Genomic DNA, 20635 nt, shown 5'->3' with positions numbered 1-20635 from the left:
CCTAGAAGAATGTGCGGATCGCTCCCGTCACGCGCCAGTCGTCGTCGACCAGCATCAGCAGCGCCCATTTGTCGAAGGTCGTGCAGGGATGGCCGATGCCGAAGGCAACCATGTCGCCGACCTGCAGCGGGCTCTCCTCCGGCGTACCGAGATGGCAGTGCTGGTCGTTGAGCGCGAGGACGGTATGGCCGGCCGGCATCGGCTCCGGCCGCGCCATCGTCCCGCCCGGGCGGAACCAGCGCAACGGCACCGGCAGCCCGGAATCGTAGCTGATGTCGCGCTTGCCCACTGTGAGCAGGCTGCGCCCGCGCTCCGGCCGCGACTGGACGTAAGCCCAGACCTCCAGCGCCGCCTCCAGCCCGCCCGGCGGCATCGTCAGGTTGGTCTCCATGGCGATGCGCTGGAATGCGGCGGCATAGACAGTGGAATCATGTGTCAGGTAGCAGCCGGAGCGCAGCACCTTGACGATCGGCCGCGAGAAGGCGGCGGCGTTGAAGGTCTCGCCAACACGGTCGAAGAGCGACGTCCCACCCGCCGAGAGCACCATCGGCTCCGGTCCGAGCAGCCCTTCGCTCTCCGCGGCCACGGCGGTCGCCACCACCTCGTCGAGCAGCCTGTCGGCGTCACCGGGCGCGCTGTACAGTCCCTCGAAGCATTCAAAGCCGGCGAGTTGCAGACCAGCGGCACCAGCGACCGCGCGCGCCACCGCCAGCGCCTCGGCCTTGCTGCGCGCGCCGGTCCGTCCGCCCATGAAGCCGATCTCGACAAGGATGCGCAGCCGATTGCCGCCGCCCAGCACCTTCGCGCTCTGCGCCAGAAGCTCGACCCCCGTCTGGCTGTCGGCAAGGCAATAGAGTTCGAAGCCCGGCTCCTTCAGGGCATCGAAGCAGGCCGCGATCTCCTGCTTTCCAACCGGCTGGTTGGCGAGGATGACGCGCTTCACGCCGAAGCGGCGGGCCACGGCGAGCTGCTGCACGGTCGCGACCGTGATCGCCCAGGCGCCATCGGCGACCTGCAGGTCGAAGAGCTGCGGCGCCATGGTCGTCTTGCCATGCGGAGCGATCTTGAGCCCGTTGGCAGCGGTGAAGGCGCTCATCCAGGCGCTGTTCGCCTTCAGCACGCTCTCGCGGATCACGGCGAGCGGCATCGGCATGTCGCCGGCCAGCACATGCCAGCCTTGCCGGCCGACATCGCCGAGCCGCAGCGAGGCACCGGGCGGGATGCCCTTTGCCAGATCGTCGACGATCTGCTCCTCGATCGCCTCCAATGACAGGCGCGGCAGGGGGGCAGCGTTAGCAGTCACAGCCATGGGTTCGGGTCCAGCGGCGAGAAGGGACGTTTCACCTTGGTGTAGGGGATCTTGCTTGCGTCAGGCGGATAGGGGCCGCCGCTGTCGAGATAGAGCACGCTGGCCGCGATCGGCGCGAAGGCGGCATGGAAATGGTTGGAGGACTTCACGACCACGACCGTCTTTGAGGCAAGGTCGACACCGAGATCGGTGAAAACCGGCGGGCTGAAGGTCTGCGCCCGCGTCGAGGCCAGCACGATGTCGAGCTTGCCGATGCGGATCGCCACGGCCGGGCCGAGCGAGACCCAGCTCTGCTCGAAGGGGATCAGGAGGTCACCGGTCGCGCCGACGACCTCGACCACCGCATCGATGGGCCTGCCCGAGGACGGCGCCGCCTTGCCGATGAAACGCAGCGGGATCGTCGCCCCGACGCCGGCAGCCCGGCACAGGCTCACCGCCACCGGGTCCCACATCGCGCCGATGGCCGCCGGCACATCGGGGTGCTTCAACAGCGCCTCGACCATCACCGAGGAATCGCCCGCGACGCCGCCACCCGGATTGTCCCAACGGTCGGCCAGCACCACCGGCCTGCCCGGCTCGGCCAGCTTCACCGCTTCCGCGATCCCCTCTTCCGGCTTGTAGTGTTTCGGCGTTGCGCCGCCACCCCAGCGCAGGATTTCGAGGCCGAGCTGCTTCGCCAGCGCTGCAGCCTTCTCACCGTCGCCATCAGCGATGACCAGCACCTTGGTGCCGACATCGGCGACATCCGCCGCCTGGAAGCCATGCGCCACCGAGATCGAGAGGATGCCGTCGCGGCCCTCCATCGCCATGAGGCGGTCGACGAAGCTGCGGCCGGGCTCGCGGCTGGTCATGAAGGCGGCGAGCCCCCGGCAGTCGAAGACGGCGCTCACTGGCTTCACCTGCCCGCGCGCTGCCTTGAGGCAGAGCTCCAGCAGATCCTCCGCCCGCGCCAGGAAATCCGTATGCGGGAACTCCTTGAAGGCGACGATGGCATCGGCATTCTCGACCATCTGCGCCGTCAGATGGCAATGCATGTCGAGCTCGGCTCCGATGACGCAATCCGGCCCGGCCAGCGCCCGGATGCGCGCGATCAGGTCGCCCTCGCAATCGTCATAGTCGCGCGCCACCATCGAGCCATGCAGGCCAAGCAGCACGATATCGACGGGCAGCGCAGCTTGAAGCTGGCCGAGGATCTCGTCGCGCAGGCTCTCATAAGCCTCCCGCGAGACGAGCCCGGCGGGTTCGGCCCAGGTCGCCGTGCCCTCGACAAGCTCATAGCCTTCGCTGGCGGCGCGCCGGCGCGCCGCGACGATCGGCGCCGAGCACAGGGTCGGCGTCTCCGGATGGGTGCCGGGCGGGCAGTAGAAGGCGCTCTCGAAGGCGCTGCGGTCGACGAAGAGCGGCGCGAAGGTGTTGGTTTCGGTCGCCAGCGAAGCTGTGAAGACGCGCATCCGGTTGCTTTCCCGCTCCGCCAGCGCCCGTCCTTGCCGGAGCGCCGGCCTCCGTCATGAAACCGGGACTGTCGCCGCCCTGTCAAAGCGTCCATGTTCCTTCAGGCGGAACAATGCTTGCTTGATCCGGAATGCCCCGGCGGCCGAGATGCCGGCGCCTCGCCTCGATCATCGCGCGTCCTATCGGACGCGGTCACGATGATCGACCGCGTTGTGATGGCATCGGATTGTTCCGAAAAGTGGATGCCACTTTTCGGTCCGATGCCAGAAGGGAGCCCGAGCCGATCATGCCCACGCCCAGCATGCCGAAGCCCCGCCGGATACTTCTAGGCTCGCTCTTCCACGAGACGCACAGCTTCGTCGACGAAGTGACTCCACTTTCAGACTTTTCCATCCGCGAGGGCGAGGCGCTGCTTGCCCGGCGTGGCGACGGCTCCACGGTCGACGGCTTCCTCGAAGTCGCGGCGATGGAAGGCTGGGAGGTCTTGCCCACCGTCGACTACACCGCCCTGCCCTCCGGCACTGTCGATCACGCGGTCTTCGAGAGCTTCCTCGCCAGGCTCGATGCCGGGCTGAGAGCCGCACTCGCGGCCGGCCCGCTCGACGGCATCTGGCTCGCCCTGCACGGCGCCATGGTGACAACCGCCTGCCCCGACCCGGAAGGCACGCTGCTCGCCCATATCCGCTCGGTGCCGGGCTGCGAGGCACTGCCTGTCTTCGGCGTCTTCGACCTCCACGCGAATTTCACCGCCGCCATGGCGAGAAACGCCAACGTCCTGGTCGCCTATCGCGAGAACCCGCATACCGATGCCCGCGAATCCGCCGTCCGCTCCGCCCGGTTGCTGGCGCGTGCGCTAAAGGAGGACGCGGCCCCGCGCATGCTCTCCTGCAACGCTCCTGTCGTCTGGCCGCCGACCGGCACCGGCACTGCAGATGCGCCGATGCGGGACCTCGAAGCACTCGCCCGGGGGATCGAGGAAGAGAACCCGACGATCTGGGTCGCAAATGTCGTCGGCGGTTTCTCATTTTCCGACGTTCCCGAGGCCGGCGTCGCCTTCGCCCTCGCCACCACGGGATCGGATGAGGAGGCAATGGCCGCTCTCGCCCGGCTCACCGAAACCGCCATCTCACTGCGCGAGCGCGGCCTGCCGGCGGAATGGGACATCGACGAGGCGGTGACCGATCTGCTGAAGCGGCCGGGAGGGCCTTATCTCGTCGTCGAGCCGGCCGACAATATCGGCGGCGGCGCGCCGGGAGACGGCACGTCGGTGCTGCGCGCCTTCCTGCGCCACGGCGTCGAGAACGGCGTCGTCGCCATCGCCGACCCCTACGCCGTCTCCGCCATGGCCGGCGCGTCGCCGGGCGAAACCCGCAAGCTCGCCATCGGCGGCAAGGGCAGCGCCATCGCAGAAGGCCCGGTCGAGGCGGTAGCGGTCTTCGTCAGCGCCAGCGACGGCGAATTCGCGCTGGAGGACCTCAACAGCCACCTCGCGGCCTCGCAGGGCTCGCGCTTCGGCATGGGGCCGAGCGTGGTGGTCCAGGTCGAGGGCATCACCGTGCTGCTGACCAGCCGCAAGACGCCGCCCTTCGACCTCGCCCAGTTCCGCTCGCAGGGCATCCATCCCGAGACGCTTAAGGCCATCGGCGTGAAGGCGGCCGTGGCACACCGGCGCGCCTATGATCCGATCGCCAAGGGCAGCTACACCGTCGCGACGCTCGGCCCCTGCACCAGCCGGATCACAGGCCTGCCCTACAAGCACCTGCGGCGACCGGTGTTTCCGCTGGATTAGACATTCAAGCGGGGAGTCATTGCGAACGAAGCGAAGCAATCCAGGGGGGCTGGGTCGAAGCGTCGAGCCCAGTCCCCCTGGACTGCTTCGTCGCTGCGCTCCTCGCAATGACGCACTGAATCCGGCCTTCATTTTCCCTCTTGAACCTGAAGTCACTACAGCTTGTAGAAGCAGAGTCCCGTAGCGCCACGCGACGAAGGACACACTATGACCGCGCACCCGGAAACCGAGACCAAGACCCTGTCCTGGAAGGTCGGCGGCATGGATTGCGCGGGCTGCGCCGCCAAGATTCGCGGCGCGGTGGAGCGCCTGCCCGGCGTCGGCGACGTCAGGCTGTCGGTCATGTCCGAGACGCTGACGCTGTCCCTCGACGAGGCGCAGACCACGCGCGAGGCCATCGAGAAGCGCGTCGTCGGGCTCGGCTACACTGCTGCGGCGCTGGCCTCCCAGCAGGCTCAGAAGTCAGAACACAAGCACGATGGACATGAGCACGGCGACGCGTGCTGCGGCGGGCATGATCACAGCCACGAGCATGATCACGGCCACGACCACGATCATTCCGGCCACGATCACGGTGCGCCCAAGCCGACCGCCATGGCCAAGACTGCCGCGAAGAGCCATGACCACGGCCACGGCCTGCCCGGCCATGTCCATGAGGCCACGCCCGAAGGCGTAAGCTGGTACCAGACCGCCAAGGGCCATCTCGTCGTCGGAACCGGCCTGCTGCTTGCCGCCGCCTATGGCGCGAGCCTGCTCTGGCCGGTCGCGGGCCACTGGGCCTTCATCCTCGCCTGCCTGATCGGCGTCGCGCCAATCGCGAAGCGGGCTTTCGCGGCGGCGCGCGCCGGCATCCCCTTCACCATCGAGATGCTGATGACCATCGCCGCCATCGGCGCGCTCTTCATCGGTGCGGCGGAGGAAGCAGCTCTGGTCGTCTTCCTCTTCGCCGTCGGCGAGGTGCTGGAGGGTGTCGCGGCGGACCGCGCCCGTGCCTCGATCCGCGCGCTGGGCGATCTCGTGCCGAAGACCGCTCTCGTCGAAGAGAACGGGACCACACGGCAGGTCGATGCCGCGAGCTTGGCGATCGGCCAGATCGTGCTGGTCCGGCCGGGCGACCGAATCCCGGCCGATGGCGAGATCGTCGAGGGCACATCCGGTATCGACGAGAGCCCGGTGACCGGCGAATCCGTGCCGAAGACAAAGGGCGTCGGTGAGCCGGTCTTTGCCGGCTCGGTCAATCGCGAGGCGGCGCTGCGCCTGCGCGTCGAGAAGGCGGCGCAGGACAACACCATCGCCCGCATCATCCGCCTGGTCGAGGAGGCGCAGGAGGCCCGCGCGCCGACAGAGCGCTTCATCGACCGCTTCTCGCGCTGGTACATGCCGGCCATCGTCGGGCTCGCTCTGCTGGTCGCGCTGGTGCCGCCGCTGCTGCTGGGAGCCGAATGGTCCACCTGGATCTACCGGGCGCTCGCGCTGCTGCTGATCGGCTGCCCCTGCGCGCTGGTGATCTCCGTGCCAGCCGCCATCGCAGCCGCCCTGTCGGCCGGCGCCCGTCAGGGCCTGCTCATGAAGGGCGGCGTCGTCATCGAGACCGCCGCGAAGACCGGCCTCGTCGCCTTCGACAAGACGGGCACGCTGACTCAAGGAGCCCCCCGCGTCACCGACATCATCGCGCTGGGCCATGACGAGCGCACGGTGCTGGCGCTCGCCGCTGCGGTGGAGGCCGGCTCCGCCCATCCCCTCGCCGAAGCCGTGCTGGAACGCGCGCGCGCAGACGGCGTGACCTTCGCCCCGGCCGCCGAGGCCGCCGCGCTCGCAGGCCAGGGCGTCACCGGCAGGGTCGAGGGCCGGGCCGTCTTCGTCGGCGCCCCGCGCCATGCGGCGAGCCGGGCGCCGTTTGACGGAAAGGCTCAGGCCGCCGCCGACGCGCTCGAAGCAGCCGGCAAGACCGTCGCGGCCGTGCTGGTCGACGGCACAGTGGCCGGGTTGATCGCGCTGCGCGACGAGCCGCGCGAGGACGCCGCCGCCGCAGTCGCGGAGCTCAAGGCCATGGGCATCCGCTCCGTCATGCTGACCGGAGACAATGCCCGCACCGGCGCGGCCATCGCTGGCGCGCTCGGCATGGAGCACCGCGCCGAGTTGATGCCGGACGACAAGGTCGCCGCGATCCGGGGCTTCGCCGGAAACGGCTCCGTCATGATGGTGGGTGACGGCATCAACGACGCCCCGGCGCTCGCCGCGGCCGGCGTCGGCATCGCCATGGGCTCCGGGACGGACGTCGCGTTGGAAACGGCGGACGGCGCAGTGCTCAAGAGCCGCGTGCGCGATGTCGCGGCGCTGATCCGTCTGGCACGGGCGGCGATGGGCAATATCCGCACGAACATCGCGATCGCGCTCGGCCTCAAGGCCGTGTTCCTGGTCACCAGCGTGCTGGGCTACACCGGCCTCTGGATCGCGATTCTGGCCGATACGGGCGCGACCGTGATCGTCACCGCCAATGCGCTGCGGCTGCTGCGCTTCAATGCGGGGAAGAACTGAGTCGGGATAGAGGGCAGCGAGCTTCCGAGACGCCCGCCTCCTGCGCCAAGTCAGCGACCAGAGGGAGCACGGAACCACGCCGTCATCCCGGCCGCAGCGAAGCGGAGCGCCGGGATCCATCATAGGACTTAAGCGCTCTACGATGGATCCCCGATCGGCGCGGCTTCGCCGCTTGTCCGGGATGACGTCGAGGCTTTGTGGAAACTGAGTAAACCCTACACCCGGATGTCGGCGAGTTCGCCCGTGCGCTGCTCGCCCTTGGCCTTCATCTGCGCGAGCATCTCGTCGCGGATCTTCGACATCACGTCGGCCTTGGCCTTGGCGTCGAGCTTGTTGAATTCCTCCTCGGTCATGCCCAGCTTGTCGAGAAGCGCCTTCTGGACACGCTCCTCGGGCGTCATCTGCGCGAATTTGAGGAACTCGGCCTCGGCTGAACCGGCATTGGCCGTGGAGGGCTTCTCGGTATCGCCCGATGACACGCCCTGCGTGCCTGGCTTGAGGGAAACCGACAGAGGCAAGTTGATCAGCCGGCTCGAAATGTCGATCGACATGGGCATTCTCCTGGTCGCGCGAAGACGAGGCAAGCGGCGAGCCAAGATCAGCGGTCAAATTTTATCATATATTTCAATCGTCTGACGGCGCCCAAACGGGTCATTTTGGCGAATCCAGCGGCCTGCTAGGCAGAATCGACCCGGCAAAATCGCCCGCCCACGGCCTCTCCGCCCCGCCGAATCCGAGCGCGACCGATGTCAGCGTGCGCCGCAAAACACACCGGCAGCCCGAACTCCCTACTGAGCACCCGCAATATGCCTTTCAGATGGGCAATTCTGCGAGACGAAACTTTCGCACCCCACTCAATGGCGTAAAATTAAGCAGAAATTGAAGGTGCCTTTCCCACAAGCGTTACCCCTGCGCAGGGCGAAGCGGCGAAAGTGACGGTTATCTTAACTCGTCATGCATCGACAGCATAACGGAACTGATCCGGCGCCACTGTTTGAGGCACGCCGCCTGACTTATATGCACTGCACAACGAAATTTTCGCTGTGGGCACCGTCCCGCTCCGGATTACGCAAGGAAGATCAACATGTTCGTCACCATGATTGCGGCCAAGATCCGCGCCTATCTCCGCTACCGCGAGACCGTTCGCGAGCTGTCCCGCCTGACCGACCGCGAGCTCGACGACCTCGGCCTGTCGCGCTCGGAGATCGCCTTCATCGCCCGCTCGCACGCGGCCTGAAGATCTCGGTTCTGAACCGTCGCGCATCGGGCGCGTCGCGTTCCGCATAGTTTCTCCCGGGTTCGTGATCCCCTCCCCTCGAATTCCGGTCGAAGAGCGAATGCCCGCCGCAAGGCGGGCATTTTGCATTCCGGGGCCAGCGATTCGCTGAGTCCGCCCTTGACCTGACGGCCCGCTGCGGACACATCGCAGCGATGGAACCCGTTCACATCATTGGCGGCGGCCTCGCCGGCTCCGAAGCCGCCTGGCAGATCGCGGAGGCCGGCGTCCCGGTCGTGCTGCACGAGATGCGCCCCGTCCGCGGCACCGACGCCCACAAGACCGAAGGGCTCGCCGAGCTCGTCTGCTCGAATTCCTTCCGCTCGGATGATTCGTCGAGCAACGCAGTCGGCCAGCTCCATTGGGAGATGCGCCGACTCGGTTCCCTCATCATGGCCAAGGGCGATGCCCATCAGGTCCCGGCGGGCGGCGCGCTCGCCGTCGATCGCGACGGCTTCTCGCAGGCCGTCACCGCGGCGCTCGAATCGCATCCGCTCGTCACCATCGCACGCGGCGAGATCGCGGGCCTGCCGCCGAGCGACTGGGACAATGTCGTCATCGCCACCGGCCCGCTGACCTCGCCGGCGCTGGCGCAGGGCCTGCAATCGCTGACCGGCGAGGATTCGCTCGCCTTCTTCGACGCCATTGCCCCCATCGTCCATTTCGATTCGGTCGACATGGATCAGGCCTGGTTCCAGTCCCGCTACGACAAGGCGGGGCCGGGCGGCACCGGGGCGGACTACATCAACTGCCCGCTCGACCGCGACCAGTATGAAGCCTTCATCGACGCGCTGCTCGCGGCCGAGAAGACAGAGTTCAAGGAATGGGAAGGCACGCCCTATTTCGATGGCTGCCTGCCCATCGAGGTCATGGCCGAGCGCGGCCGCGAAACGCTGCGCTGGGGGCCGATGAAGCCGGTCGGGCTGACCAACAAGCACAACCCGACGGTGAAGGCATATGCGGTGGTCCAGCTTCGCCAGGACAATGCGCTCGGCACGCTCTTCAACATGACCGGCTTCCAGACCAAGCTGAAATATGGCGAGCAGGCTGCGATCTTCCGGATGATCCCCGGCTTGCAGAACGCCGAGTTCGCGCGGCTCGGCGGCATCCACCGCAATACCTACCTCAACTCGCCGAAGCTGCTCGACGAGCGGCTGAGGCTGAAGGCCGACCAGCGCCTGCGCTTCGCCGGGCAGATCACCGGCTGCGAGGGCTATGTCGAGAGCGCCGCCACCGGCCTGCTCGCCGGTCGCATGGCCGCCGCCGAGCGACTGGGCCGCGAGCTTACCCTGCCGCCCGCCACGACGGCGCTGGGCGCGCTGGTCAACCACATCACGGGCGGCCACATCGTCACCATCGACGAGGGTCCCCGCTCCTTCCAGCCGATGAACATCAATTTCGGGCTGTTCCCGCCGATCGAAGGCGTTGCGACCACCGGCCCCGACGGCAAGCGCCTGAAAGGCCCGGCCAAGAGCGTTGCCCGCAAGCAGGCTCTGACGGCCCGCGCCAAGAGCGAGATGGATAGCTGGGCCGACGGCGTCGCGAAGGAGGCGGCGGAGTGAGCCCTAAGCCTTCCGCGCCGCCCGCCACAAAATCCACTGCCGACGCCAGGCCGGCAGGGTGACGATGGTCCGGTAGGGGTCGTAGCCCCTGCCCTCCATGCGGCGCAGATAGGGCTCGACCAGCGCGACCGGCAGGAAAGCGGCTTGCAGCGCCGGCGGAATCGTCTCGGAGAGGCTCGCGAGCTGCTTCAGATGCTTGCGCGTGATCTCGCGCATTTCCTTCAACGTATAGAGCACGCCCGGCCCGCCGCGCCCGCGCACGATGTCGTCCCGCGTCACGCCGTTGCGCGAGAGGATATCGGCCGGCAGATAGACCTGCCCCTCGGCCGCATGCCAGGGAAAGGCGCGCATCAGCCCGGCATAGGCATAGGCGACGCCGGCATGGCCGCAGGCGACGGCCCCGCCCGGATCGCGGCCTCCCGCCAGCACGAGGCAGGCCAGCCGGATCAGCGCGCTCGAGGTCTCGCCGGCATAGCCTTCGAGGTCCCGGAGCGAAGGCATCGGGTCGTCGTAGAGATCGAAGATGCGCGCATCGATCAAGGCGGTCAGCGGTGAGACCGGCAGCCGGTAGCGCCGGATCGTGTCGAGCAGCGCAGCCGCCACCGGATGGGCCTGCGCCTCTCCGGGCGGCTGGCCTTCGAGCAGGTCGCGCCACCATTGCAGCCGCACCTCACCGGGCAGCGGCTCGCTGACGACGGCCCTGACGCGCGCAATCTCGTGGCTGAAGGCATAGAGCGCGAAGAGCGGCGGCCGGAGCGCCTCGGGCGCGTAGAGCGTCGCGATATAGCGGTCGTGGTCCTGATCGCGGATCAGCGTGGCGCAATGGAGATAGGCCTCCGGCAACCTTGCCGGCGCGATCTCCCTGCGGTTGTCGGTCTCGGTATGGGGCATCGTTCCGTCCCGGCCCATCATCGCCCGGCTCTGCTTCTCATCAGTGTAGGCCAAGAGCGGCGCGGCTGCTACGCGCGTCTCACAGGGGCGACAGGCCTTCGCCTCATTCGATGGCGATCAGCGCCGCCGCCACGCGCCGGTCCTCGGCGACGAGGACGTTATAGGTCCGGGCCGCCGCGCCGGTTGCCATGCCTTCCACGGTGATTCCCGCCTCTCTCAGCGGGTCGCGCAGCGCAGGCGGAACGAAGGCGATGTCGGCTCCGGTGCCGATCAGCAGGAAATCGATGCTCTCCGCCTCGTCCAGCACCGGCTGCAGGCTCTCGACGGTGATCTCGGAGAAGCGCGTCACCGGCCAGATGCGGATGCCCGCTGGCGTCGCGATGATCGAACCCTTGTGGCTCATCTCGGCGAAGCGGAAGCCCCCCGCCCCGATCGCGTCGAGCAAGAAGCGGCCCGGAACGAAGCCGTCGAAGCGCGGCATCCCGGGCCTGCCCCTCAGGCCTTGGTGGCAGGAGCCTTGGCGGCACGCGCCGCTTCCTGCGCCTCCTCGCGGGCGCCGGCCGAGCGGACGTCCATGTAGAGCAGCACCGGCGTCGAGACGAACATCGCCGAATAGGTGCAGACCACGACGCCGAACAGCATGACGAGCGCGAAGCCTTCGATGGCCGTGCCGCCGAATAGCACGAGCGCCAGCAGCGACAGGAAGGTCGTCGTCGCCGTCATCGCCGTGCGCGACAGCGTCGAGTTCACCGAGAGATCGAGCAGCTCGGCGACCGGCATGGTCTTGTAGCGGCGCAACAGCTCGCGCGTGCGGTCGAACACCACGACCGTCTCGTTCAGCGAATAGCCGACGATGGTCAGGATCGCCGCGATCGACGTCAGGTTGAATTCGAGCTGGGTGATCAGGAAGAAGCCGATGGTCAGCACGATGTCGTGCAGCGTGCCGAGGATCGCGCCGATCGCCAGCGGCATCTCGAAGCGGAACCAGAGATAGATCAGCACGCCCACGATCGCGAGCACGACGCCGAGCGTGCCGGCCTGCACCAGCTCGCCCGAGACGCGCGGGCCGACCGTCTCGACACGCCGGAAATCATAGGTCGCTGCAAAGGCATCGCGCGCCTTGACGACGACGGCCTGCTGGGCCGTCTCGCCGCCCGGCTGCATGCCGAAGCGCATCGAGACCTCGCCGCCGCTGCCGAACTCCTGGACCTCGGCCTCGCCGAAGCCGAGCCCGTTTGCGGTCTGGCGGATCTGCGCGATGTCGATCGTGCCGCCCTTGGACTGCATCTCGATCAGGGTGCCGCCCTTGAAGTCGATGCCGAAATTCAGGCCGACCGTCAGGAAGAGGACGAGAACCAGGATCGAGTAGGCCGCCGAGATCGGATAGCTGAACCGGCGGAACCAGACGAATTTGAACTTGGTGTTGTCGGGAACGATACGAAGCAGGCGCATGCGCATGGCCAATCTCCTGAGGGGTTGGCAGCGTCAGAACGGGAGATGCTTGGGCTTGGCCCAGCGATACCAGAGCGCGATCAGCATCCGGGTCAGCGTCACCGCCGTGATGACGGTGGTGAGGATGCCGAGGATGAAGACCACCGCGAAGCCGCGCACCGGGCCGGAGCCGAGCGAGAACAGCGCCACCGCCGCGATCAGCATGGTCACGTTCGAGTCGATGATCGTCGCGAAGGCGCGCTGGAAGCCGGCCTCGAGCGCCGAGACGAGGCTGCGCCCCTGATGCTCCTCCTCGCGCATGCGCTCGTAGATCAGCACGTTCGAATCGACCGCCGTGCCGATGGTCAGCACGATGCCGGCGATACCGGGCAGCGTCATCGTCGCGCCGAGGAAGGACATCAGGCCAAAGATCAGGCCGACATGGACTAGGAGCGCGATGCTCGCGATCATGCCGAAGATGCCATAGGTGGCCAGCATGTAGATAACCACCAGCACGGTCGCGATCAGCGTCGCCATCTTGCCCGCCTGGATCGAGTCGGCGCCGAGGCCGGGGCCGACCGTGCGCTCCTCGACGATGGTCATCTTGGCCGGCAATGCGCCGGCGCGCAGCAGGATGGCAAGATTGTTGACCTGCTCGACCGTGAAGTTGCCGGAGATCTGGCCCGAGCCGCCGGTGATCGGCGACTGGATGACGGGCGAGGAGATCACCTTGTTGTCGAGCACGATGGCGAGCGGCCGGCCGAGATGCTCCGTGGTGATCTGTCCGAAGCGCTGGGCGCCGCGGATATTGAAACGGAAGTTCACGATCGGCTGGCTCGTGCGCGAATCGAAGGCCGGCTGCGCGTCGATCAGGTCGCCGCCATCGACCGAGGGCTGGCGCAGCACCGGCACCGGCTGGCCGCCGGCATCCTGCGAGGGCAGCATATCGACATCGCTGCTGTTGGCGTCGCCGACGAGGCGGAACTCCAGCTTCGCGGTCTGCCCCAGGATATCCTTCAGGAGCTGCGGATTCTGCAGGCCCGGCACCTGCACCAGGATGCGGTCGAGGCCCTGGCGCTGGATGTTCGGCTCGGTGGTGCCGAGTGCGTCGACGCGGCGGCGCAGCACCTCCATCGCCTGCTCGACGGCGCGGCGGATGCGCTCGTTCGAGCCGGCCTCCGTCACCGCGAGCTGGATGAGCCCGTCCGGCTGCTCAGTGACGTTGATCGACTGGTTGCCCGAGGGGCCGAAGGCGCCGAGCGTGCCGATCGGCTGGGAGAGCTCACGCAGCTTCGGCAGGACGCGCGCACGCCCGGCCGCATCGGGAATGCGGACCTGCACACCGCGCGCCGTGGTCTGGATGCCGCCCTGCGGCGTGGCGTTCTCCTCGCGCAGGATACGGCGCACGTCGTCGCGAAGCTGGACGACCTGGCCGCGCACCAGCTCGGCACGGTCGATTTCGAGCAGGACGTGGGACCCGCCCTGCAGATCGAGCCCCAGCACCACCGCATGGATCGGCAGGAAGGCGCGCGGAATCCAGGAGGGTGCGTTCTGCTCGATAGCCTTGCGCGTCTCCGCCGAGAACAGGTTCGGCACGGCGAGCCCGCAGCCGACGATGAGCACGAGCAGGACGAGGATGACCTTGCGGGCCTGGAGACGAAGCATCTTGCGTGAACAGCCTTGTTGTCGCCCTCGGGCCCGCATGGGGGCCTGAGGGCCGCCGCCTTCTTAGTTCTTGACCGGCTCGCTCTTGGAGCGGACGTCCTGGATCATGCCGCGCACGATCCGCACGCGCACGCCGTCGGCGATCTCGGCTTCGAGTTCGGCGTCGTCGACGACCTTCGAGACCTTTGCGATCAGCCCGCCCGAGGTCACGATCGTGTCGCCGCGGCGCACGTTCTTGATCATCTCCTGATGGGTCTTGGCCCGGCGCTGCTGCGGCCGGATGATCAGGAACCACATGATGACGAAGATCAGCAGGAACGGCACGAGCTGGATCAGCATGTCGGTGCCGCCACCGGCTCCGGTCGCCTGGGCGAAAGCGGGGGTTATCACGAAAGGACTCCTCTATCGCAGCGGCGCAGCACGCCGCCTGCCGCATGAAACGGCAAAAGCATATGCTGGCCGGAAAATCGCGCGGACTATAGCCAGCAACGCCGCGAAATCAATCGGACGCATCCGGTCGTCCGGATACCGCCCTCACCTATGGGCTTGGCGTCCTTCACGCAATGCCCCTTGCGCTTTCTCCCACGACGCGGTTTAGGTAGCGGCGCGAACCGTACCGTTCGGTACGGCACGGTTCCGGAAAGATTACGAGCAAGGCGCTTGCCATGACCACCACCGAAACCGGCCCGGACCACACCCTCGCGACCCTGCTGCGGATCGCCGAAGCGCTGGAGCGCATCGCGCCCCCGCCGCGCAGGGCCGCCGACCTCAAGGCCGCCGACGCCTTCGTCTGGCAGGCGGCGGGCTCGGAGCTCGTTCCGGTGCCGAAGGTCAATCGCGTGGCGCTCTCGCTGCTGCGCGGCGTCGACCGGGTCCGCGACACGCTGGCCGAGAACACCGAGCGCTTCGCCAAGGGCCTGCCAGCCAACAACGTACTGCTCTGGGGCGCGCGCGGCATGGGCAAATCGTCGCTGGTCAAGGCCGTCCATGCCGACACCAACCAGCAACTGCCCAAGGGCGAATTGCCGCTGAAGCTGATCGAGATCCATCGCGAGGACATCGAGAGCCTGCCCGCGCTGATGGGGCAGCTGCGCGCCGATCCGCATCGCGCCATCGTCTTCTGCGACGACCTCTCCTTCGACAGCGACGACACGTCCTACAAATCGCTGAAGGCCGTGCTCGACGGCGGCGTCGAGGGCCGGCCGGACAATGTCGTGTTCTACGCCACCTCGAATCGCCGCCACCTGCTGCCGCGCGACATGATGGACAACGAGCGCTCGACCTCGATCAATCCGGGCGAGGCGATCGAGGAGAAGGTCTCGCTCTCGGACCGCTTCGGCCTCTGGCTCGGCTTCCACAAATGCAGCCAGGACGAATATCTGGAGATGATCGACGGCTATGTCGGCCATTTCGGCCTGAAGGTGGAGCCCGAAGAGCTGCGCCGCGACGCACTGGAATGGGCGACGACCCGCGGCTCCCGCTCCGGCCGCACGGCCTGGCAATACATCCAGGACCTCGCCGGCCGCATGGGGAAGAAGCTGGAGGGGTGAGGCTCTAAGGGTCTCACAACCTCGCCGTCATGCTCGCCCTTGTGGCGAACATCCGCGCCCTGAACACGACATTCGACCGGCGAAGACGTGGATGGTCGGGACAAGCCCGACCATGACGCGGTAAGACCCGCCCGAGCAGAACGACGTTCCCAAACAAAAAAACGGGGCGACCCTTCCTAGGGTCGCCCCGTTTCCGTTTCCGGCCAGGAGGGTCTCGCGAACCGGCCGAAACTGGAACTTGGGAACTCTTGCCGCCGCTCGGCGGATCAGTTGTTGAGATAAGGCGTCGGGTCGACCGGGGTCGAGCCCTTGCGCAGTTCGAAATGCAGCTGCGGCGAGGCGACATTGCCGGTCTGGCCGGAATTCGCCACCACCTGGCCGCGCTTGACCGTGTCGCCGCGCTTCACCTTGAGCTCGCCATTATGGGCGTAAGCCGAGACATATCCGTTGGGATGGCGGATCAGGACGAGGTTGCCGTAGCCTTTGAGCTCGCTGCCGGCATAGGCGACGGTGCCGCCCTCGGCCGCCTTGACCGGCGTGCCTTCGGGAACCGCGATGTTGATGCCCTCATTGCCGCCCTTGCTGTAGCCGGAGATAACGCGGCCGCGGGCGGGCCAGCGGAAATCGGCCTTCTCGGACGAAGCGGCCGCCTCCTCTTCCTGCTTCGGAAGGCTGGCGGTGGTCTTGGGCTCGGCCGCAGGCGCGGCCTTCTGAGCCGCGACCGGCTTCGGCTCGACGGCCGGCGCGCTCGCGACCACGGTCGACTTCGCCGGCTGTGTCGCAGGAGCGGCGGCAACCCTCACGGGCTGCTGGGCCGGGGCGGGCTTTGCTTCGGCGACGGGCTTGGCAGCGGGAGCAGCGGCGGCGCTCGCCTTGCGGGCATCGGCCTTCGCCTTGGCTTCGGCGGCGAAACGGGCGCGGGATTCGCGCATCGCCTGGGCGTCCGCATCGACTTTGGCCTTGGCTTCCGCAGCGGCGGTGGCCCTGGCCTCGGCGGCGGCCTTGCGGGAATCGGCAGCGGCCTGCGCCTTCGACTTCACCTCGGCGACTGGCGCGGCCTGGCGGGCAGGAGCCGCACCAGCGACGAAGCGCTGCGTCTCGGCGCGGGCAGGAGCCTGCGCTGCGGCGCCGCCGGCGTTGTAGACAGGAATGACGATGCGCGAGCCGGGCGCCACATTGGGGTTGCTCAGGCCGTTGGCGGAAATGATCGCCGCGCGCGGCACGCCGTAGCGTGACGAGATCATGTCGAGGCTTTCGCCCTGAGCGACCACGACAGGCGTGCCACCTTGGGCTGACCAGCCGGAAGCGTTGCCGGGAACGGCCTGCGGCGCAGGCGTGCTCAGCGCGACTGCAGATTGCGGCGGCGGCAGGGGCTGCGCACGGACGACGGGCGCGGACGGAACCGGCTGCAGCGGCGCACTGGCCACGCCGCCGATCGAGCCGGTGGTCGCCGGGTCACGCGCCGGAGCGGTCGACTGGGCCGTCCTGAAAGGATTGTCGAAGGGTGTGTCGGTGAAGCGCAGCGTATCGGAGGAGCAGGCGCTGACACCGATAGCAAGCAGGCACACCGTCGACAGACGGCGAAGGGCGCGGGAATGGAACGATCCGGCTTGACGATGCATGAACTGAGCACTCGCGAACGACGCAACTCGATGACCGTCATTAAAATCCCGTTGAGCTTAATTATCGGTAAAGCCGCCCGAGTTTCCGCTCTTGGCGCGGGGCGGAGTGAAAGCTAACCTTTGGGAATGCGCCTTTTCACCTCAGCAGCGATCCTGATCGCGCTCGCAAGCCCGGCCTCTTCGGCCGAGCCGGTGCTGAAGCTCATGCAGGGCACCTGGCGGGGCGACGATCGCTTCGTCCTGATCGACACCGAGCGCATGCTGGGCAATGTCGAGCCGCATAAGCCATTCCAGCGCGACCCATTGCGGCTGCGCAACATCGCCGGGCAGATGGTCGTCTTCGACATCGGCAACCGGCGCTATATCGGCCTGTTCGAACGCGACGAGTTGCACCTCACCGGCGAGGGCATCGATGGGTCGGTGATCCTGCGACGCTAGAGCGATCGTCTAGAGCCGGATCCGATCAGGTTGTTTCAACCGGATCGGATCCGGCTCTAGAGCGCACGCGAGATGCCCGGCACCAGCGGCGGCAGCCGCAGCGCGGGCCCCGTGGTGTGGTCGAACTGCCCCTCGTCCAGCCGCGTGACCACGACGCGCCGCGCCATGCCCTCGACCCTCAGCGCCCCGACCAACCGCCCGCCCGGCGCCAGCCGCATCAGCAACGCCTCCGGCACGGCATGGGTGACGCCATTGACGAGGATGCGGTCGAAGCGCCCGAGCGTGCGGTCGGGCTGGAAGCCATCGGCATGGCGCAGGTCGATCGCTTCGCCGAAGCCGCTGGCGCTGACCCGCTCATGCGCCGCCAGCGCCAACGAGCGGTAGCGCTCCAGCGAGACCACCTCCCCGCCCAGGGCCGCAAGCAGCGCCGAGACATAGCCGGAACCGGTCCCGACCTCGAGGACGCGCGCGCCGATCTGCATGTCGAGGGCGCCGAGCAGGTTGGCCACGGTGTGCGGCGCGGTCATGGTCTGGCCGCAGGGCAGCGGCACCGAGACGTCCTCGCGCGCGAGATCGGCGAAGCGGGCGGGGGCGAAACGGTCCCGCGGCACCCGCTCCATGGCGCGCAGCAGCGCGAGGTCGCGCACGCCGCGAGCCCGCAGCGACAGCAGGAAGGCGACGGTGCGCTCGCCCTCGCTGGCAGGCGCCTCTTCGCTCATGCTGCCCGGCAGCCGTTCATCGCACCGCCGTCATGCTCGCCCTTGTGGCGAGCATCCACGCCTTGAACACCGCCCTCGACGAGGGAAGACGTGGATGGTCGAGGCAAGCCCGACCATCACGAAGCGAGCGGCGCCTCGTCACGCGAAGACCCGCGCGAAGCGCGTCAGTGTCGGCTCATGGGTCAGGTCGAGCTCGAGCGGCGTGATCGAGATGCGGTTCTCGGCCATGGCCCGCAGGTCGGTGCCGTTGGCCGGCTCCTTGCCGCTGCGCTGGAAGGCGATCCAGTAATACGGGTTGCCGCGTCCGTCCTTGCGCGGCTCAAGCCTCACCAGCTCCTGGTCGCGCCGGCCCTGCACCGTCACCGAGACGCCCTGCACCTCGCTGGGGCCCGCATTGGGGAAGTTGAGGTTGAAGAGCACGCCCTCGGGAATGCCCTCCTCCAGCAGCCGGCGGATGATGCCGGGCGCATGGTGCTCGGCGCAGTCCCAGCGGACCTGGTCGCGGTTGCCGGGCATATAGGCCTGGCTGACGGCGATCGAGGGAATGCCGAGCAGCGTGCCTTCCATCGCCGCGGCGATGGTGCCGGAATAGGTCACGTCCTCCGCGACGTTCTGGCCGCGATTGACGCCGGAGAGCACGAGGTCGGGCTTCGCCTCCGCCAGGATCGAGCGGACCGCCATGATGACGCAGTCGGTCGGCGTGCCGGCGACGGCGAAGCGCTTCTCGCTGATCTGGCGCAGGCGCAGCGGGTTCGACAGCGACAGCGAATGCGCCACGCCCGACTGGTCGCTTTCCGGCGCCACGACCCAGACATCGTCCGAGAGCTGGAGCGCGATCCGCTCCAGCACCGACAGCCCCTCGGCGTGGATGCCGTCGTCATTCGTCACGAGGATCCGCATGCTCAGGCCGCCTTCTCGATCTTGGTCACGCCGCGCATATACGGCACCAGCACCTCCGGCACCGTGATCGAGCCGTCGGCGTTCTGGTAGTTCTCCATCACCGCGATCAGCGCCCGGCCCACCGCCGTGCCCGAGCCGTTGAGCGTATGGACGAAGAACGGCCCCTTGCCGTCCTTGGTCTTGTAGCGGGCGTTCATGCGCCGCGCCTGGAAATCGCCGCAGACCGAGCAGGACGAGATCTCGCGATAGGTCTTCTGCCCCGGCAGCCAGACCTCGATGTCCCAGGTCTTCTGCGAGGCGAAGCCCATGTCGCCGGTGCACAGCGTCATCACGCGATAATGCAGGTCGAGCTTCTTCAGCACGTTCTCGGCGCAGGCGAGCATGCGCTCATGCTCCTCGCGGGACTTTTCCGGCGCGGTGATCGAGACGAGCTCGACCTTCTCGAACTGGTGCTGCCGCAGCATGCCACGCGTATCGCGCCCGGCCGAGCCCGCTTCCGCCCGGAAGCAGGGCGTGAGCGCGGAATATCGCAGCGGCAGCTCTTCCTCCGAGAGGATGGATTCCCGCGCGAGGTTGGTCAGCGGCACCTCGGCTGTGGGGATGAGCCCCTTCGCATTCTTCAGAAGCGATTCTCGAACCAGCCTCGCGGTGTCGCCCGCGCTCAAGTCGCCCGAAATAAACAGTTCGGCTAAACTTCCATGCTCGAAAAAGTCCCCGGACAAAGCCCAGAACTGATCGTCTTCAAACTTGGGCAGTTGTGCCGTGCCGTACATCACGTCGCGGTTCACGATCAGCGGAGGCATCACCTCGGTATAGCCGTGCTCCTCGGTGTGGGTGTCGAGCATGAACTGCCCGAGCGCCCGCGAGAGCCGCGCGATCTGCTTCTCCAGCACGACGAAGCGCGCGCCCGAGAGCTTCGCGGCCTTCTCGAAATCCATCTGCCCGAGCGCTTCGCCCAGCTCGAAATGCTGCTTGGGATCGTTGACGCCCTTGAGCAGCCCACGCTCATCCGGCTTCGCGCCATGGGCATGCAGCAGCACGTTGCCGTGCTCGTCGGCGCCGTCCGGCACGTCGTCGAAGGGCACATTCGGAATAGCAGCCAGCGTCTCGTCGAGCGCGTCCTTGGCGGCCTTCTCCTGCGCCTCCAGCGCCGGCTGCTCTTCCTTCAGCGCCGCGACCTCGGCCTTGAGCTTCTCGGCGAGAGCGACGTCCTTGGCGCCCATCGCCTTGCCGATCTCCTTGGAGAGGGCATTGCGGCGCTCCTGCGTAGCCTGGGCCTTGGCGATGGCGGAACGGCGGGTATCGTCGAGCGCGAGCAGCGACGACGACAGCGGCTCCAGCCCCCGTCGCGCCAAGCCCTTGTCGAACGCCGCGGCGTTCTCGCGAATCCATCTGATGTCGTACATCGTCGTCTGGCCATGCATCGCTGCGGAATGCAGCGCAGCATGCTCTAGACCGGGATCGCGCGGGAGGGAACAGGGTTCCTGACGGCG

At 67.6% G+C, this 20635-nt stretch carries 18 protein-coding genes; 6 read left to right on the top strand and 12 right to left on the bottom strand.

Going from position 1 to position 20635, the window contains the following annotated elements; genetic code table 11:
* Window position 1 precedes the first annotated feature (1 nt).
* Window positions 2-1309, bottom strand: coding sequence for an alanine racemase (locus tag BoBH3_RS22945; protein WP_262333183.1), 1308 nt, complete (start codon window positions 1307-1309; stop codon window positions 2-4).
* On the bottom strand, window positions 1300-2760 hold the full coding sequence (locus BoBH3_RS22940; protein WP_262333182.1) for a M81 family metallopeptidase: 1461 nt from the start codon (window positions 2758-2760) through the stop codon (window positions 1300-1302). Before BoBH3_RS22940 ends, BoBH3_RS22945 begins: the two co-directional genes overlap by 10 nt.
* A 287-nt stretch (window positions 2761-3047) precedes the next feature.
* Here BoBH3_RS22940 and BoBH3_RS22935 point away from each other — a divergent pair, with 287 nt between their 5' ends.
* Complete coding sequence (locus BoBH3_RS22935) at window positions 3048-4550, top strand: M81 family metallopeptidase (protein WP_262333181.1); 1503 nt, start codon at window positions 3048-3050, stop codon at window positions 4548-4550.
* 207 nt (window positions 4551-4757) lie between these two features.
* Window positions 4758-7088, top strand: coding sequence for a heavy metal translocating P-type ATPase (locus BoBH3_RS22930; RefSeq protein ID WP_262333180.1), 2331 nt, complete (start codon window positions 4758-4760; stop codon window positions 7086-7088).
* Window positions 7089-7303: 215 nt separating this feature from the next.
* Here the strand turns inward: BoBH3_RS22930 and BoBH3_RS22925 are convergent, their stop codons facing one another.
* Entirely contained in the window at window positions 7304-7639 is a 336-nt protein-coding gene (locus BoBH3_RS22925; protein WP_262333179.1) for a hypothetical protein, read from the bottom strand.
* Window positions 7640-8172: 533 nt separating this feature from the next.
* On the opposite strand from BoBH3_RS22925, the gene BoBH3_RS22920 reads away from it, so the two are divergent.
* Window positions 8173-8325: a DUF1127 domain-containing protein gene (locus BoBH3_RS22920; protein WP_262333178.1), complete on the top strand. Its 153-nt coding sequence runs from the start codon at window positions 8173-8175 to the stop codon at window positions 8323-8325.
* 194 nt (window positions 8326-8519) lie between these two features.
* Window positions 8520-9926: a methylenetetrahydrofolate--tRNA-(uracil(54)-C(5))-methyltransferase (FADH(2)-oxidizing) TrmFO gene (trmFO, locus tag BoBH3_RS22915; protein WP_262333177.1), complete on the top strand. Its 1407-nt coding sequence runs from the start codon at window positions 8520-8522 to the stop codon at window positions 9924-9926.
* Between the two features lie 3 nt (window positions 9927-9929).
* Here trmFO and BoBH3_RS22910 read toward each other — a convergent pair whose 3' ends face one another.
* From BoBH3_RS22910 to yajC, 5 genes are all read right to left on the bottom strand, one after another.
* Window positions 9930-10817 carry a phytoene/squalene synthase family protein gene (locus BoBH3_RS22910; protein WP_262333272.1) on the bottom strand — a complete coding sequence of 296 codons (888 nt, stop codon included), beginning with the start codon at window positions 10815-10817 and terminating at the stop codon, window positions 9930-9932.
* A gap of 103 nt (window positions 10818-10920) precedes the next feature.
* Window positions 10921-11298 (bottom strand): Mth938-like domain-containing protein, encoded by a 378-nt coding sequence (locus BoBH3_RS22905; protein ID WP_262333176.1) that lies wholly within the window; start codon window positions 11296-11298, stop codon window positions 10921-10923.
* Between the two features lie 14 nt (window positions 11299-11312).
* A complete protein-coding gene (secF, locus tag BoBH3_RS22900; RefSeq protein ID WP_262333271.1) occupies window positions 11313-12269 on the bottom strand; it encodes a protein translocase subunit SecF in 957 nt (318 codons plus the stop codon).
* A 33-nt stretch (window positions 12270-12302) separates the two neighbouring features.
* Complete coding sequence (gene secD / locus BoBH3_RS22895; RefSeq protein ID WP_262333175.1) at window positions 12303-13913, bottom strand: protein translocase subunit SecD; 1611 nt, start codon at window positions 13911-13913, stop codon at window positions 12303-12305.
* Between the two features lie 63 nt (window positions 13914-13976).
* Window positions 13977-14303: a preprotein translocase subunit YajC gene (gene yajC / locus BoBH3_RS22890; RefSeq protein WP_262333174.1), complete on the bottom strand. Its 327-nt coding sequence runs from the start codon at window positions 14301-14303 to the stop codon at window positions 13977-13979.
* Between the two features lie 275 nt (window positions 14304-14578).
* Between yajC and BoBH3_RS22885 the strand changes: the two genes are divergently transcribed.
* A complete protein-coding gene (locus BoBH3_RS22885) occupies window positions 14579-15463 on the top strand; it encodes an ATP-binding protein (RefSeq protein ID WP_262333173.1) in 885 nt (294 codons plus the stop codon).
* Window positions 15464-15729: 266 nt separating this feature from the next.
* Here BoBH3_RS22885 and BoBH3_RS22880 read toward each other — a convergent pair whose 3' ends face one another.
* Complete coding sequence (locus tag BoBH3_RS22880; RefSeq protein WP_262333172.1) at window positions 15730-17085, bottom strand: LysM peptidoglycan-binding domain-containing M23 family metallopeptidase; 1356 nt, start codon at window positions 17083-17085, stop codon at window positions 15730-15732.
* Window positions 17086-17211: 126 nt separating this feature from the next.
* Here BoBH3_RS22880 and BoBH3_RS22875 point away from each other — a divergent pair, with 126 nt between their 5' ends.
* Complete coding sequence (locus BoBH3_RS22875; protein WP_262333171.1) at window positions 17212-17523, top strand: hypothetical protein; 312 nt, start codon at window positions 17212-17214, stop codon at window positions 17521-17523.
* A gap of 56 nt (window positions 17524-17579) precedes the next feature.
* On the opposite strand, the gene BoBH3_RS22870 is transcribed toward BoBH3_RS22875, so the two are convergent.
* From BoBH3_RS22870 to serS, 3 genes are all read right to left on the bottom strand, one after another.
* Complete coding sequence (locus tag BoBH3_RS22870) at window positions 17580-18242, bottom strand: protein-L-isoaspartate O-methyltransferase family protein (protein WP_262333170.1); 663 nt, start codon at window positions 18240-18242, stop codon at window positions 17580-17582.
* 138 nt (window positions 18243-18380) lie between these two features.
* Window positions 18381-19142 (bottom strand): 5'/3'-nucleotidase SurE, encoded by a 762-nt coding sequence (gene surE, locus BoBH3_RS22865; protein WP_262333169.1) that lies wholly within the window; start codon window positions 19140-19142, stop codon window positions 18381-18383.
* Between the two features lie 2 nt (window positions 19143-19144).
* Window positions 19145-20548: a serine--tRNA ligase gene (gene serS, locus BoBH3_RS22860; protein ID WP_262333168.1), complete on the bottom strand. Its 1404-nt coding sequence runs from the start codon at window positions 20546-20548 to the stop codon at window positions 19145-19147.
* Between the last annotated feature and the right edge of the window lie 87 nt (window positions 20549-20635).

Origin of the sequence: Allobosea sp. BH3 (assembly GCF_025499465.1) — a bacterium.
Lineage (GTDB): Bacteria > Pseudomonadota > Alphaproteobacteria > Rhizobiales > Beijerinckiaceae > Allobosea.
The sequence above is the reverse complement of the archived record's forward strand: the minus strand, read 5'-3'. Positions and strand labels throughout refer to the sequence as shown.